The sequence below is a fragment of the Mycoplana sp. MJR14 genome (genome assembly GCF_029210525.1).
Taxonomy (GTDB): domain Bacteria; phylum Pseudomonadota; class Alphaproteobacteria; order Rhizobiales; family Rhizobiaceae; genus Mycoplana.
On record NZ_JARGEO010000012.1, the window covers coordinates 79955 to 93956 of the forward strand.

General features: G+C 66.1%; 15 protein-coding genes. 6 read left to right on the forward strand and 9 right to left on the reverse strand.

Annotation, left to right across the window (positions count from 1 at the left end; all coding sequences use genetic code 11):
- Positions 1-85: 85 nt before the first annotated feature.
- Positions 86-640, reverse strand: a complete 555-nt coding sequence (locus P0086_RS21945; protein WP_112600235.1) for an alpha/beta hydrolase — start codon at positions 638-640, stop codon at positions 86-88.
- Positions 641-823: 183 nt separating this feature from the next.
- Here P0086_RS21945 and P0086_RS21950 point away from each other — a divergent pair, with 183 nt between their 5' ends.
- Positions 824-1624: a DUF2189 domain-containing protein gene (locus P0086_RS21950; protein ID WP_275789902.1), complete on the forward strand. Its 801-nt coding sequence runs from the start codon at positions 824-826 to the stop codon at positions 1622-1624.
- A 628-nt stretch (positions 1625-2252) separates the two neighbouring features.
- Here P0086_RS21950 and P0086_RS21955 read toward each other — a convergent pair.
- The 5 genes from P0086_RS21955 to P0086_RS21975 all read right to left on the reverse strand — a co-directional run bounded on the left by P0086_RS21955 (position 2253) and on the right by P0086_RS21975 (position 6548).
- Positions 2253-2606: a hypothetical protein gene (locus P0086_RS21955; protein ID WP_275789905.1), complete on the reverse strand. Its 354-nt coding sequence runs from the start codon at positions 2604-2606 to the stop codon at positions 2253-2255.
- A gap of 75 nt (positions 2607-2681) precedes the next feature.
- Positions 2682-3335, reverse strand: coding sequence for a L,D-transpeptidase (locus tag P0086_RS21960; RefSeq protein ID WP_275790039.1), 654 nt, complete (start codon positions 3333-3335; stop codon positions 2682-2684).
- Between the two features lie 41 nt (positions 3336-3376).
- On the reverse strand, positions 3377-4315 hold the full coding sequence (locus tag P0086_RS21965) for a glycine betaine ABC transporter substrate-binding protein (protein ID WP_275790042.1): 939 nt from the start codon (positions 4313-4315) through the stop codon (positions 3377-3379).
- 480 nt (positions 4316-4795) lie between these two features.
- Positions 4796-5815, reverse strand: coding sequence for a ketol-acid reductoisomerase (gene ilvC, locus P0086_RS21970; RefSeq protein ID WP_112600241.1), 1020 nt, complete (start codon positions 5813-5815; stop codon positions 4796-4798).
- A gap of 46 nt (positions 5816-5861) precedes the next feature.
- Positions 5862-6548 carry a TetR/AcrR family transcriptional regulator C-terminal domain-containing protein gene (locus tag P0086_RS21975; RefSeq protein WP_275789909.1) on the reverse strand — a complete coding sequence of 229 codons (687 nt, stop codon included), beginning with the start codon at positions 6546-6548 and terminating at the stop codon, positions 5862-5864.
- 435 nt (positions 6549-6983) lie between these two features.
- Here P0086_RS21975 and P0086_RS21980 point away from each other — a divergent pair, with 435 nt between their 5' ends.
- Positions 6984-7367, forward strand: a complete 384-nt coding sequence (locus tag P0086_RS21980; RefSeq protein WP_112600243.1) for a hypothetical protein — start codon at positions 6984-6986, stop codon at positions 7365-7367.
- 290 nt (positions 7368-7657) lie between these two features.
- Complete coding sequence (locus P0086_RS21985; protein ID WP_112600244.1) at positions 7658-7867, forward strand: cold-shock protein; 210 nt, start codon at positions 7658-7660, stop codon at positions 7865-7867.
- A 107-nt stretch (positions 7868-7974) separates the two neighbouring features.
- Here the strand turns inward: P0086_RS21985 and P0086_RS21990 are convergent, their stop codons facing one another.
- On the reverse strand, positions 7975-9294 hold the full coding sequence (locus P0086_RS21990; RefSeq protein ID WP_275789913.1) for an NAD(P)/FAD-dependent oxidoreductase: 1320 nt from the start codon (positions 9292-9294) through the stop codon (positions 7975-7977).
- Between the two features lie 167 nt (positions 9295-9461).
- A complete protein-coding gene (locus tag P0086_RS21995; RefSeq protein ID WP_112600246.1) occupies positions 9462-9878 on the reverse strand; it encodes a helix-turn-helix domain-containing protein in 417 nt (138 codons plus the stop codon).
- A gap of 147 nt (positions 9879-10025) precedes the next feature.
- Between P0086_RS21995 and P0086_RS22000 the strand changes: the two genes are divergently transcribed.
- A complete protein-coding gene (locus P0086_RS22000; protein WP_275789916.1) occupies positions 10026-10913 on the forward strand; it encodes an SDR family oxidoreductase in 888 nt (295 codons plus the stop codon).
- Positions 10914-10966: 53 nt separating this feature from the next.
- Here P0086_RS22000 and P0086_RS22005 read toward each other — a convergent pair whose 3' ends face one another.
- A complete protein-coding gene (locus tag P0086_RS22005; protein WP_275789919.1) occupies positions 10967-11719 on the reverse strand; it encodes a pyridoxine 5'-phosphate synthase in 753 nt (250 codons plus the stop codon).
- Positions 11720-11982: 263 nt separating this feature from the next.
- On the opposite strand from P0086_RS22005, the gene P0086_RS22010 reads away from it, so the two are divergent.
- A complete protein-coding gene (locus tag P0086_RS22010; RefSeq protein ID WP_275789922.1) occupies positions 11983-13098 on the forward strand; it encodes a hypothetical protein in 1116 nt (371 codons plus the stop codon).
- A 210-nt stretch (positions 13099-13308) separates the two neighbouring features.
- The gene (locus P0086_RS22015) at positions 13309-13980 is read left to right on the forward strand and encodes a MerR family transcriptional regulator (RefSeq protein WP_112600282.1); all 672 of its coding nucleotides are present in this window, start codon (positions 13309-13311) and stop codon (positions 13978-13980) included.
- Positions 13981-14002: the final 22 nt, after the last annotated feature.

Genomic DNA, 14002 nt, shown 5'->3' on the forward strand with positions numbered 1-14002 from the left:
CACTAACTCAGGCTAACCCTATATGGCAATTCAATGAAGTTCCGATTAATGCCGGCCGTGCCGCATCGGCACGCCCGATCCGGCGTCAGGGCTTCAGCCGGCTCAGGAACTGGGCGAACACCATGCCGCCCTCCGGCCACGGCCCATGGCCGGATTCGGCATTGATATGGCCTGAATCGCCCGCATCGACGATCATCGAGCCCCAGGCATTGGCGATGTCGTCGGCGTGCTCGTAGGTGCCGAAGGGATCGTTCCGGCTGGCGACCACCAGCGAGGGAAACGGCAGGGGATCGCGCGGATACGGGCCGAAGGTCATCAGATGCTTCGGCCGGATGTCCGGGTTGGCGACATCGGGCGGCGCCACCAGGAACGCCCCGGCGATCTTGTGCCCCACCTGCGGCACGGCATGGATGGCCGTTGCGACGCCGAGCGAATGGGCGACGATGACGACCGGCTTCGTCGCCGCCTCGACCTCCTCGATCATCCGGCGGACCCAGTCCTCGCGCACGGGCTTGGACCACTCCGCCTGCTCGACGCGACGCGACGTCGCCAACCGCGACTGCCAGCGGGTCTGCCAGTGCCCGGGCCCGGAATTGGTGTAGCCGGGGACGATCAGGATTTCTGCTTCGGATGCTTTCATGACGAGGCGATGTGCGTTCGCCGGTGCCTCATGTCAAGGCCCGCCTGCGGCCATCGTCGCGAAAGGCGGGACAATCGGCATCAACGATGCTATCTTCTGGCGATCTAGGGGTACCGCCGTGCGGTGGCTCAAGGTCCTGCCCGCGGTGGCCCTGACGGTTCGAACCGGCAAGGAGGACTGAGCATGGCCACATTTCACGTGATGTCGGACGCCGAGCACGGGGTCGCCCATCCCCAGATCAACAAGATCGGCATAGGTCAGGTCTGGGACGCCTTTCTCCTGGGCATAGACGACTTTCGCGAGCAGCCCTCGCACTACGTATTTCTCTGCCTGCTTTTCCCGCTGTCCGGCGTCATCCTGATGATCTGGAGTTCCGGCGCCAATCTCATGCCGATCATGTTTCCGCTGACGGCAGGTTTCGCGCTGCTGGGCCCGCTCTTCGCCGTCGGCCTCTATGAGATCAGTCGTCGGCGGGAGGCAGGGCTCGACACCTCCTGGCGGCATGCCCTCAAGGTGCGCCATTCCCCGGCCCTGCCGGCGATCATCGTGGTCGGCCTCATGCTCCTGACCTTGTTCGTCACCTGGCTCCTGGTCGCCGACCGGCTCTATGTCAGCCTTTTCGGTCCCGAGCAGCCGCAGTCCTTCTCGGCCTTCCTGCAGCAGGTGCTGGGGACGCAGGCCGGCTGGACGCTGATCGTCGTGGGCCACATCATCGGCTTCTGCTTTGCGGCCGTGGTGCTGGCGACGACCGTCGTCGCCTTCCCGCTCCTGCTCGATCGCGACGTCGGCGCCGTCTCGGCCGTCGAGACCTCGCTCAGGGCCACGATTGCCAATCCCGTCCCGGTCGCCTTCTGGGGACTGATCGTGGCGATCTGCATGATGATCGGCTCGATTCCGGTCTTTGCCGGTCTCGCCGTGATGATGCCGATCCTCGGGCACGCCACCTGGCACCTCTACCGCAAGCTGGTCGTCCCGGTGAAGTGACGCCAGGGGTCGACGCCAGATCTTCGTCTGCACAGCGCCCGCCGCATCACGGCGGGCGCTGCCGCACTTCAACATTTCCCGACAAACCGTTGAATCGATTCCCGTTTGGCAGATCGGCGCGATGATCTCCAAATGGAACTGCGGGGCGCATTGGGGAGAGGCGGAAGCCGGCGCCGATGGCGCGGGCGCGCTGACGCCGCGCCGCTGACCGGCCATGGAAGCGCATCACGGGACAGAACTCACGACAGGAACCGCACCGGCCGCAGCCGGCGGTAACATCGTCATGGCTGCCCGGCGCGACCTAGTGGGTCTTTCTGTCGCCGTACAGGCTCGCCATCACGAGCGCGGCGATCACGGCCAGGATGGCCAGGTCGAACCAGGCAAAATGATAGATCAACGTTGTCATCGCACTCTCCTCCCTGATCGTGAAACGACGGAAGGAAGTATGTGACAGAACTGTAACGAATTCAATCAGCGATACCGGCGGACGTGGAGCTGCCAAGCCTGGTTGTCGCGCGGCTCTGGCCTGCAGCGCAAGCCCGCATGGCCCCGGTTGCACCGCGCCGGCAGGCTTGCATCGAGCGCGACGGTCGTCTCGCTCAACGCCTGCGCCGCGAAGCGGATGCCGCTAGCCGGCCCCCGCCGGCGCCGGTGCCGTCCCTGTGGCCGCCGCGGCAGGCCCGATCGATTTCACCGAGCCGCTGCTGTCGATGACGCAGGTGAACTTGCTGCCGCCGGCGTCGAGGTCGACGCGGTAGGACGTCGCGTCGAGCTGGCTCGAACTCGTCGGCAGGATCTTGCTGCTGTCGACGCCGGACGGCCCGGCCGCAGCGCTAGCGCACATCAGTTGCAGGTCCGCGGGTGCCGTGCCGAGATTGGTCCGCGCCATGTCCTGCGGCGCCGGCGCCGATGACTGGCAGCCACCGGCCAACCCGGCCGCAGCCAGCATCAGCCCGCCGAATGCTATCCCCCTTGCATCCATCCCCGACCCGTCCTCTCTTTGCTGTGGCGATCCGTTGCCGCCAGGCTCTGGTCATCATCGCGCGACGCTGCCGCATCACACGCCCTTGTAGAGTGCCGCCCCCTGCATCAGGACGATCACCTTGGCGCCGACATCGACGCGGCTGTAGAGGTCGACGACGTCGTCGTTGTTCAGCCGGATGCAGCCCGAGGACACGTCGAGGCCGATCGTCCACGGCTCGATGGTGCCGTGGATGCGGTAGATCGTGTCGCTGTCGCCCACATAGAGATACATGGCGCGCGGGCCGAGCGGATTGTCGGGCCGCCCGCCCGGCATGCCCGCCGCCCATTTCGCCGCGTTCGGGTCGCGCGCCACCATTTCCGGCGGCGGCGTCCAGGTCGGGTTCTCCGCCTTGCGCCCGACCCGCACGATGCCGGCCCAGCCGAACCCCTCGCGGCCGACGCCGATGCCGTAGCGGATCGCCTGCCCGCCCGGCTGCACGAGGTAGAGAAAGTGCTGGTTGCCATCGATGATGATCGTTCCGGGCGCTTCCGCCGTCCGGAACGGCACGACCTGTCGCTGGAACGCCTCGGGCAGCTGCTTGTTGCGGGCGTAGAGCTGGCGCGCCTTCTTCTTGTCGTAGTCGACCCATTTGCCCGTGCGCGCGTCGTAGATCTGCGTCTGCGCCAGCGCCACAAGCGGCCCGAGGCACAGGCCCGCCGCCACCAGCGCCGGTGCGAAGCGGCGCATCTTCGTCAGGATCATCCCCGGCAGGCCTCGTGTTCCCGTTCTCATGGCTTGCCCCATCCCGCCACCCGCGCGGCGTTCTGCTCGACCCATTTCTTGGCGTAGTCGAGCGGCGCCTGCCGTTCGACCCCGAGCGCGTAGCTCATCTGCGTCACCTCTTCCGGGGTGAAGTCCACGTTCTCAAGGAACTGCGCGACGTCCGGTCGCTTCGTGGCAAAGGCGGTCGCATAGCCGATCTGGAAATGCGCCGTGTCCCAGGCGGTCGTGGCGTTGGACTTGGTGATCCACAGCGGATCCTGCGCCGAGACCAGGTTCCATTTCGCCGGGTCGTGCGCCGGTTCCTCCAGCCTGGTCAGGTCGTGCAGCTGGAAGACATGGTGCGGCGCATAGCAGTAGAACACCATCGGCTGGTCGGTGGCGACCGCCGCATCGACCGCGGCCATGGCCACGTCCTCCTCCGCCTCCACGAGGTGCAGGTTCTTCTCGTAGCCGTAGCTTTTCGCGCGCACCCGTTCGATCCCGGTGGAAAGCCAGGTCGGCGCGCCGATCCATATCTCGCCCTGGCCGTCGCCGTCCGTGTCCAGCACCTTCGTCTTCTCGGGATCGCCGAGGTCGGAAACGGACTTGAAGGTCGCAGCGGCGGCGGCTGTCGCGCACAGGCCCTGCCAGGCCGGTATCTGCTTGCCTGCCAGCTTCACCGCCCCCTTCTCCTCGACATATTTCTGCACGAGGTCATCGAAGTTGGGACGCCAGATCTCCGGCTGGATGTCCACCGTTCCCGCCTCGAGGCCGACGAACGAGTTCATCGTCCCCATCGGCTTGACCTCGACCTGAAGGCCGAAATCCTTCTCGATGCCGACCTTGAGGATGTTGGCCGTGGCCTGGCCGGACGGCCAGTTGGGCGCCGAGATGGCGAGGTCGGCCGCATGCGTGGGATAGGCCCCGAGCCAGGCGGCAACGGCCGCCGGCGCGAGAAGGCGCAGGTCAATTCGCTTCACAGTGCATTCCTCCCTTGTTCCAAGAAGAACAGGCATTCCAGAAAGAACTGCATGCATGCGAAAGGGTGATCGTCAGACCTGGAGATGCCGCCGCATCGCTTCGACCTGTCGAAGCGCCCCCTTTTAAGCGGCGGTACCGCATTCCGGGGGCGAGGATGCACCAGCTTGCTCGCCCGCGTCAACTTGCCGCCGCCCCTATTTTAGCGAACCGTGATTTCCCTTGGCCGCGGGCCTGCCAGCAGTTCGGAGCCTGGTATCGGTTCTTCTTGCCGGCCCGCCCGGTTCCAGACGAGCAGCCGGTTCAGTCGCCACGTCGTCGACGCCGCCGCAGCTTTCCGCTGCGTTTTCAGGAAGTCCAGAACTGGAAAAGCCGGGCGAATGCCCGGCTCTCCTTCGTGTCTCTGCGGTCACCGGCCTGCCCGGACCGCAGTCCCGGCGACCCCGATGCGCCGCCTTCAGGCGCGATCAGTTGACCGACTTGTCGACCAGCTTGTTCTTGCCGATCCAGGGCATCATGGCGCGCAGCTTCGTGCCGACTTCCTCGATCTGGTGGCTGTCGTTGAGGCGGCGGATGCCCTTGAAGCGGGCGGCACCCGAGCGGTATTCCTGCATCCAGTCCGAGGTGAACTTGCCGGTCTGGATGTCCTTCAGGACGCGCTTCATCTCGGCCTTGGTCTCTTCGGTGATGATGCGCGGGCCGGTGACGTATTCGCCCCACTCGGCGGTGTTGGAGATCGAGTAGTTCATGTTGGCGATGCCGCCTTCATAGATCAGGTCGACGATCAGCTTCACTTCGTGCAGGCACTCGAAATAGGCCATTTCCGGTGCGTAACCGGCTTCCACCAGCGTCTCGAAGCCGGCGCGGATCAGTTCGACCAGACCGCCGCAGAGAACGACCTGCTCACCGAAGAGGTCGGTTTCGCACTCTTCCTTGAAGTTCGTCTCGATGATGCCCGAGCGGCCGCCGCCGACGCCGCAGGCGTAGGAGAGCGCGAGGTCGAGGGCATTGCCCGAGGCGTTCTGGTGAACGGCGACGAGGCAGGGAACGCCGCCGCCCTTCTGGTATTCGCCGCGAACCGTGTGGCCCGGGCCCTTCGGTGCGATCATGACGACGTCGACCGACGACTTCGGCTCGATCAGGCCGAAATGGACGTTGAGGCCGTGGGCAAAGGCGATCGCCGCACCGTCGCGGATGTTGCCGGCGATCTCGGCCTTGTAGATGTCGGCCTGCAGTTCGTCCGGCGTCGCCATCATCAGGAGGTCGGCCCACTTGGCGGCTTCTGCGACGGTCATCACCTTGAAGCCGTCGGCTTCCGCCTTCTTGATCGTCGGCGAGCCCGCCTTCAGCGCGATTGCGACGTTCTTGGCGCCGGAATCCTTCAGGTTGAGGGCGTGCGCCCGGCCCTGCGAGCCGTAGCCGACGATGGCGACGTTCTTCGCCTTGATGAGGTTGAGATCGGCATCACGATCGTAATAGACGCGCATTGATGTTTCCTTCCCTTGCTTGTCAGACAGTGTCGAGCGGCCCGCCCTATGCGTCCGCCATTGCTCCCACGCCGTAGAGGGTCAGGAAGGACGCCACCGCCCTCTCCGCCCGCCCGGCGAATTCCTTCTTCAGCGTGGCCGGGTCGAAGCCCAGCAGCATGCGCAGATGCGCATCGGTGACGATCAGCCCGTAGAGCGTCCCATAGGCCTCGTCGGCATCGTCGAACGACAGCAGGCCCGCCGCCCGTCCGGCCTCCAGCAGCGTGGTCGCGCGGCGCCCGATCTGCCGCCGCCCCCGCTCCTCGAGCAACCGCCCGAGCATCGGCCCCGAGCCGCGCCCGCCGCGCCCGGCGGCCTTGCCGACGGTCTGGCCGATCGCCAGCCGGTTCAGCGCCAGCGACACCTCGCCCGAGAGCACGTCGAGCAGGTCGAGCGCAAAGGCGGACAGATGCTTGCGCAGCCCTTCCGCAGTCAGCGTCTCGGCCCGCACCTCGACGGTGCGCACCTTGCCGGCCTGATAGGATATCATCGCCGACAGCAGCCCGTCGCGATCGCCGAACCACTTGTAGAGCGACTCCTTGGAGCAATTGGCCGCCCGCGCCACGCCGGCCGTCGTCACCGCCTTCTCGCCGCCGTCGACAAGCAGCTTGAGCGCGCTTTCCAGCACGGCGTTCTGGCGCTCGGTCGAGCCGCCCCTCTCCGCCCTTGCTGCACTTTCGTCGACGATCTGCACGCCTGCTCCCTCGCCAATCCGGCCGGCTGGACACCGAACGGATGCGTACCGTACGGTACGGTTCGCCGCCGTTCTATGCCGATCGGAAATCGTGGTCAACAAGTTTTTCGGCCGCAGATCCGCCACGCCGGATCGCAGACGCATCCATGGCGTTCTGATTCTGCCGGAAAACACGCGGGACGTGCGGAAGAGAAAGCTGAACGGGAGATGAATTTACGGGTGAAGGCCCAACATCAACCGATTGAATTGAAACCCTATTCTTAGAAACCACAATTCGAGCGCCGTTTCGCGCATCATTTTTCCCTTCCCAAGACATTTCAACTCGATAGAATTGGTGAGGCCGCTCATCGAACGGTAGTGGTCGTGACGCGGCATGACATGCAACTTTCGCCGCTGCAGGAGTAAGCAGCCACCCCGACGCCAAGGAGACAGAAAATGATGAATTTCCTGCCTGACCTTCACGAAGGACACGCTCCGATCACCCTGCAACATCTCTTTCGCGATGCGATCGACAGCTTCTATGACTGGAAGAGCGACGAGCCGGAGCCTTCCGTCATGCACGAGGGCACGCTGATCCCGATCAGCACGGTCTTCGAGGCCATGCGCGAATGCACCGACATCGTTCCGAAGAGCGTCATGGAGATGGTGGCCCAGCGACTGACCAAGCCCTGGGACGGAGACGGACCGCTGGACGTCATGACGTTTTCCACCGCGGCCCGCATCATGAGCGTGCTGATCCGCAAGCGCCGCCTGCAGGAGGGCGAGGCACAGGCCGTCTTCGTCGAGACCGCCCGCCTGACGCCGCCTTCGCTTCACTGAGGGCTTCAGGCGCTGTCATTGCCATCGCCGCGCTCCGCAACGGGCCCGGCGATGGTTGTTCCAGACGCGAGAAGGGCGGGTCTGGCAGGGCAAGGCCGGCGCAGCGCACGCCTTGACCTCTTCGGACGAAGCACCTATCTTGCTCCGCATCGAGATTTGAACGACGACTTTTGCTTTTGCGCTCGCGCGCAGTTTGACGAACTTCCCCTTCAAATTCGACTTAAGACCGGATTTTCGGCCCGGGGGCCGGATATCCACCCAAAAGACGCCGGAGAGGAAAGGGTTTCGTCATGGCAACAGGTACCGTTAAATGGTTCAACACCACCAAGGGCTACGGCTTCATCGCCCCCGACAATGGTGAACCGGATGTATTCGTACACATCTCGGCCGTACAGCGCGCAGGCCTTGCCGGCCTGAACGAAGGCCAGAAGGTCAGCTACGAACTCGTCCGCGATCGCAAGTCGGGCAAGATGTCTGCCGACCAGCTGCAGGCAGCCTGAGCATCGTGGTGCATTTCAACCGTTGACCACCGAAGGGCGGCAGCGGCAGGAATGAATGGAAAGGCCGGCACCCGCCGGCCTTTTTTGTTGCCGTTTTCACCGCCGCCTCAGCCCGCCGCCTCCCGGTCGCGCGACGGCGCGCCGCCGGCGGCGGGCACCGGCGGATCCCGCTGGGCGATCGTCTCCTTCTGCGTGATCAGGCGGGCGCTGTGCTGGCCGCTGAGGAAAATCCACAGCCAGCTCCAGGCGACGGCGAAGCGGCTGCGCGTCCCGATCAGGAAGTAGATGTGGGCGATCCCCCAGAGCCACCAGGCGAGTGCGCCCTTCAGCTTGAAGCGGCCGAGCTCGATGATCGCGGCGCGCCTGCCGATCGTGGCGAGGCTGCCCTGGTGCCGGTAGCGGAACGGCCCGGGCGAAGGCCTGCCGGCGAGCCGCGCCCGGATCAGCCGGGCCAGATAGCTCCCCTGCTGCTTCGCCGCCGGCGCGATCCCGGGCACCGGCTTGCCGTTCTCCTGCATCACCGCCGCCGTGTCGCCGATGACGAACACGTCCGGCAGGCCGGGCGCCGAAAGGTCCGGCGAAACGATCGCCCGCCCTGCCCTGTCGGCCGCGATGCCGAGCCAGCGCGCGGCCGGCGAGGCCTGCACGCCCGCCGCCCACACGATCGTACGGGCCGGCACGAAGCCCTCGCCGATCGTCACGCCGTCTGCCGTGCACGCCGTCACCGGCACGCCGGTGCGCACCTCCACACCCAATTTCTCCAACGAGCGCCGCGCATAGTCCGACAAGGGCTCGCTGAAGCCGGCAAGGATGCGCGGCCCCGCTTCGACGAGGAGGACCTTCGCCTGACGGGTGTCGATATGGCGGAATTCGCCGGGCAGCGTGCGCTGCGCCAGTTCGGCGATGATGCCGGCGAGTTCGACCCCGGTCGGCCCGGCCCCGATGACGACGAAGGTCAGAAGCGCCGTGCGCTCGGCCGGATCGGTTGACAGTTCGGCGCGCTCGAAGGCAAGCAACAGCCGGCGCCGGATCGTCGTCGCATCCTCGAGCGTCTTCAGGCCGGGCGCCACCGGTTCCCATTCGTCATGGCCGAAATAGGCATGCGTCGCCCCGGTCGCGAGCACCAGCGTGTCGTAGGCGACCATGCCGCCGCTTGCGAGCTTCACCGTCTTTGCCGCGGGATCGACGCCCACCACCTGGTCGAGCAGGGTCGTGACCTCGGACCGGTTGCGATAGAGATGGCGGATCGGCCAGGCGACCTCCGACGTCGCCAGCACGGTGGTCGCGACCTGGTAGAGCAGCGGCTGGAACAGGTGATGGTTCCTGCGGTCGATCAGCGTGATGCGGACCGGCGCTCCCTTCAGCGCGTTGACGAGCTGGAGGCCGCCGAAACCGCCGACCACGACCAGATGATGAAGACCTTGCATGGCAGCATTCCACTTCCGTCGTCGGGCCAAGGCCGCCGATCGGCGCGCGCGGCGCTCCGCCTGGACCCGCCGCTACCATCGGCGGGATCGACCGCGCCGACAACCGCTGTCTCGTCATGCGTGCCCTGCGCTGCGAGCAGGTGCAGCAACCACGATTGCGGCGGCCGTCAGCGACCGTTGCCGGCCTGCGCATCATAGGCGCTGCGCGCCTGGCGGATCGCCGCGTGGTTGCTCTGCGACCACTGCACGAGCGCCCGCACCGGCACGAGCAGCGAGTGCCCGAGATCGGTCAGCCGGTATTCGACGCTCGGCGGCAGCGTCGGATAGACCGTGCGGACCAGATAGCCGTCGCGCTGGAGATCCCGCAGCGTCTGCGTCAGCATCCGCTGGGAGATGTCCGGGATGAAGCGCCGCAATTCCGAAAAGCGCCTCGGCCCGTCGGCAAGCGCCAGCAGCATGAGCGAATTCCACTTCCCGCCGATATGGTCGAGGACGTCGCGGACCGGACAGTCGTCCATCGACATCGGCACGCCGTCGATGACGAGCACCCGCTCGCCCGCGATCCTGCTCGCAACCTTGTTCATCGCGGTTCCCTCCGGGTAACCAGTGGAGCCAAAACTGCCTCCTTTACAAGGTCCGTCCCCTGGTCGAAGAAGACGAACTCTCTTTTTGAGACCATATCCCGGACAGATACCATCTTCCTGTCCGGATTCCAACGGAAGGAAGCAGACATGTCGGAAACAATCCTCATCACCGGCGCCTCCGGCCAGCTGGGCCGCATCGTGCTCGACCAGGTGCTGGCGTCGGGCAAGGTGGCGCCGGCTTCGGTCATCGCCACCTCGCGCGATCCCTCGAAGCTCGCCGCCTATGCCGAAAAGGGCGTGCAGGTGCGCAAGGTCGACTTCGACGATCCGGCGGCGCTGCCGGCCGCATTCGCAGGCGCCGACCGGATCCTGATCGTCTCGACCGACGCGCTCGGCGAACCCGGCAAGCGCCTGGCCCAGCACAAAGCGGCAGTGGAGGCTGCGGCCTCGGCCGGGGCGAAGCGCATTCTCTACACCTCGATGCCGCAACCGGACGATTCGGCAGTCACCTTCGCCGGCGACCATCTGGGCACCGAGAACGCCATCAAGGCGACCGGGCTCGCCTACACCATCTTCCGCAACGGCTGGTACATGGAGAACCTGTTCATGGCGCTGCCGCATGCGCTGCAGACGGGCCAGTGGCACAGCGCCTCAGGCAACGGCCGGATCGCCCATGTCGCCCGCCGCGACGTCGGCGAGGCGATTGCCGCAGGCCTGCTCGCCTCGGACGCGGAGAGCCGGACCTACACGCTGACCGGCGCTGAGGCCCGCACAACCGAGGAGATCGCGGCCGCGGCGTCCAGGGCGACGGGCCGGCCGCTTCGGGTCGTGCATGTCACCGACACGGAACTCGCCGGCGGCCTGAAGGCCGCGGGACTGCCTGATTTCCTGGTGCCGACCGTCGTCTCGTTCGATACGAACACCCGCGAAGGCAAGATCGCCATGGCGACGGGCGACGTGGAGGCATTGACGGGCCATAAGCCCAGGAGCCTCGAGGACTTCCTGTCCGAGAACGCCCAAGCGCTGCAGGCCTGAAAGCCTCTCGCAGCGCCGGACGGGCTACAGCCCGCACCGGACCGGGGCAGCCGCTATACCGGCTGCCCGCAGGCCCGGCGGAAACGCCGCACGGTCTCCGCCATTCCGTATTCCAGCGCGTCCGCCGTGAGCCCGTGGCCGATCGAGACCTCGGCGAGTGCCGGGATTCGTGCTGCAAGCGCCGGCAGGTTGGCAACCGTCAGGTCGTGTCCGGCATTGACGCCGAGCCCCAGCTCGAACGCGATGTCCGCCGTGGCCCCCAGCGCCTCGACCAGTACGGCGGCGCGGTCCGGGTCGGCGTAGCAGCCGCCATAGGGGCCGGTATAGAGCTCGATGCGGTCCGCACCGACGTCCCGGACGATCGTCAGCGCCTCGCGATCCGGTTCGCCGTCGGCAAAGAGCGAAACGCGCAAGCCCAGCCCCTTGAGCCGGCCGACCACCTTCTCCAGAAGGCCGCGCTCCTTGCGGAAGTCCCAGCCGTGGTCGGACGTCGCCTGCGCCGGGTCGTCCGGCACGAGCGTCACCTGCTCGGGCCGATGCTCCTCGACGAGCCGCAGGAAGCCCTCCTCCGGATAGCCTTCCATGTTGAATTCCGCCTCGGGAAAGTCCTGGTCGATCAGCGACCGGATCGGGGCCAGATCGGAGAAGCGGATGTGCCGCTGGTCCGGCCGCGGATGCACCGTCAATCCGCTGGCGCCGGCCTCGAGAGCGATCCGGCCGAGGCCCGGAACGCTCGGCCACGGCAGGTCCCGGCGGTTGCGCAGCATCGCGATCGCATTCAGATTGACCGACAGTTTCGCAGGCATTGCAGCATCTTCCCTCTTGTCCGCGACAAGCTCTAGCCTGTTGCTGTCTATCGTTCAATCGGGACCGGCGCCAGGCGCCCGTCTCTGCACGCAGGCGTAGGCGCTCCGGTGATACTGCACTGCAATAACGTGTGTTTTTCCTGTGCCGCCCGCTTGCCGCCACGTGAGAATCAACGGTAGGGTCTCATCCGGCGAAAGGTGAGCCTTGATCACCTTGGGGCATCATGCGGGGCGGACGATCAGGGGATGATCGCGGCGAGACAGTGGCATTGAACAGCGCGGCACAGGCGGCTGTCATCAGGGCGCATCTGAACGAGATCCTCTCCAGCAGGACGTTCGCGCGCTCCGGACGGTTGCGCGCCTTTCTCGACTATGTCGTCGAATGCGACCTTGCCGGCAAGGCCGGCCAGCTGAAGGGCTACACAATCGGCATCGACGTGTTCGGGCGACCGGTCGGCTTCGACGCCGGCAGCGATCCGATCGTCCGCGTTCAGGCCGGCAAGCTGAGAAAGCTGCTCGAACAATATTATGAAGAGGAAGGCGCCCGCGCGCCGCTTCGCATCCGCATCCCGCTCGGAAGCTACGCCCCGGAAATCGAATGGGAGGGGCGCGGCTTCTCTCCGGCCTGCGCGCGCCTTGCCCCGGTCGCATCCGCCCCGGCGCCCGAACCGGCGCCGCCGCTGCCCCGCAGGAAACGAAAACGCGCGCGCGGCCATTGGCGGCCCGCTCCCATTTCCTCGCATCTGGCGCTGTTCACCCTGCTGCCCATGCTCCTGCTCGCCCCGGCGCCGCATTCCGGGGTCGCGCTCACCTCGATTTCCAACGCACGCATCTATGTCGAGAAGGCGCTCGCAGCGGTCGACCTCAGCGGCCAGCTTCCGGTCGTCAGCATCGAGCGTTGCTGGCCGGGCAGCGGCGGCTGCCGTCTCGGCGACGCCATCCGCAGGGCCGTCGGCTACTACAAGACCGTTCAGCTCGGCGACGGCCGGCCGATAGGCGATGCGGATCCCCTCGCCTATCTGATCCGCATCGAGGCACAGGGCGACGGAGAGACGATGTATGCCCGGCTCATCCATGTGCAGAGCGGCCTGACGGTCCATGCCGAGCAATTCCGGGCCGCCGACCTGAACGAGGCCACGATCGACTACGAGGCCTTCACCTTTGCCGGCCGCATCCTGTCGGCGAACGGCCGCATCTATCTTCACGCGCAAAGGGTCGGCGCCGTCAGCCCGACGATGCGGTGCCTGCAGCAGGCCGACCGCCGCCGCGAACCCGGTTCCGGCTGCCTGCATCTGCCGCTGCTGCAGGCCTCGACGGCCCCGGAAACGCCGGAGCCGCTGTCTTTGGACGACCGCCTGCACCCTGCGCGCGCGCTTTGAAAATCCCTGCGCCTTTTCAGATACATCCCTAGATATAGGGGTATCCAAACCACTCCCCCCAACGTTAGTCTTTTTTTAATCCGGATTCGCAAAGCGGCTTCCGGAACAACGGAAATGACGGCATGATCGGGCAATGTCCTTGACGCTCGATCCTGCCAAGAGCGAGGGACGTGGGCCAATGTCGGCACTTTCATGCAGGTGGTTGTCGTGATGATCAGCGAAACCAGCAAGACCGCTGCTGCCGCGGAACGTGCCATCCGCTTCCTGCCGTCCGCGCCGCTGCCGGGAAACCTGCCTGAAGGTCGGCTCGCGATCGCCGACATGGCGAACGCCTTCGGCGTCACCCACCGGACGCTGCACTTCTACGAGGAAAAGGGCCTTCTCACCGCCACGCGCGTCGGCCCGATGCGCGTCTACGGCCCGCAGGAGATCCAGCAGATGGCGGTGGTGAACACCTGCCGCGAAACCGGCATGCCGGTGGCCGCGATCCAGGATCTTCTCGAGGCGCTCTGCGACGCCAACAGCCAGGAGGAGGCGGACGCCATCTTCCGCGGCGCGATGATCGCCCGCAAGCGCGAGCTGACGGCGCAGCAATCGACGATAAGGCGCCAGATGCAGCAGATCGGCGAGATGCTCGAATTCACCGCTGGCCAGGAAATCCAGCTGAACGACAATGCCCGCCCGGAGGCCTTGTCGGACCAGGAACTGCGCTGCCTGAAGCTGATGGCCGAGGGCTATCCGACGACGCGGATCGCCCGCGCGCTCGAGGTCGAACCCGGCCAGGTGCAGGGAATGGAGAAGGAAATCATCCGCAAGTTTTCCAGCAACAACCGCTTCCAGGCGGTGGCCAAGGCCGTGCTGCTGGGCATCATCGGCCACTGATCGAAGGGCGCGCGGCCGGCCA

Coding starts and splice junctions, on each gene's coding strand:
- P0086_RS21985 (WP_112600244.1), top strand. CDS start 7,658: ATGGCAACAGGTACCGTTAAATGGTTCAACACCACCAAGGGCTACGGC.
- P0086_RS21980 (WP_112600243.1), top strand. CDS start 6,984: ATGATGAATTTCCTGCCTGACCTTCACGAAGGACACGCTCCGATCACC.
- P0086_RS21950 (WP_275789902.1), top strand. CDS start 824: ATGGCCACATTTCACGTGATGTCGGACGCCGAGCACGGGGTCGCCCAT.
- P0086_RS22005 (WP_275789919.1), bottom strand. CDS start 11,719: ATGCCTGCGAAACTGTCGGTCAATCTGAATGCGATCGCGATGCTGCGC.
- P0086_RS21945 (WP_112600235.1), bottom strand. CDS start 640: ATGAAAGCATCCGAAGCAGAAATCCTGATCGTCCCCGGCTACACCAAT.
- P0086_RS21990 (WP_275789913.1), bottom strand. CDS start 9,294: ATGCAAGGTCTTCATCATCTGGTCGTGGTCGGCGGTTTCGGCGGCCTC.
- P0086_RS21960 (WP_275790039.1), bottom strand. CDS start 3,335: ATGCGCCGCTTCGCACCGGCGCTGGTGGCGGCGGGCCTGTGCCTCGGG.
- P0086_RS21995 (WP_112600246.1), bottom strand. CDS start 9,878: ATGAACAAGGTTGCGAGCAGGATCGCGGGCGAGCGGGTGCTCGTCATC.
- P0086_RS22015 (WP_112600282.1), top strand. CDS start 13,309: ATGATCAGCGAAACCAGCAAGACCGCTGCTGCCGCGGAACGTGCCATC.
- P0086_RS22000 (WP_275789916.1), top strand. CDS start 10,026: ATGTCGGAAACAATCCTCATCACCGGCGCCTCCGGCCAGCTGGGCCGC.
- P0086_RS21955 (WP_275789905.1), bottom strand. CDS start 2,606: ATGGATGCAAGGGGGATAGCATTCGGCGGGCTGATGCTGGCTGCGGCC.
- ilvC (WP_112600241.1), bottom strand. CDS start 5,815: ATGCGCGTCTATTACGATCGTGATGCCGATCTCAACCTCATCAAGGCG.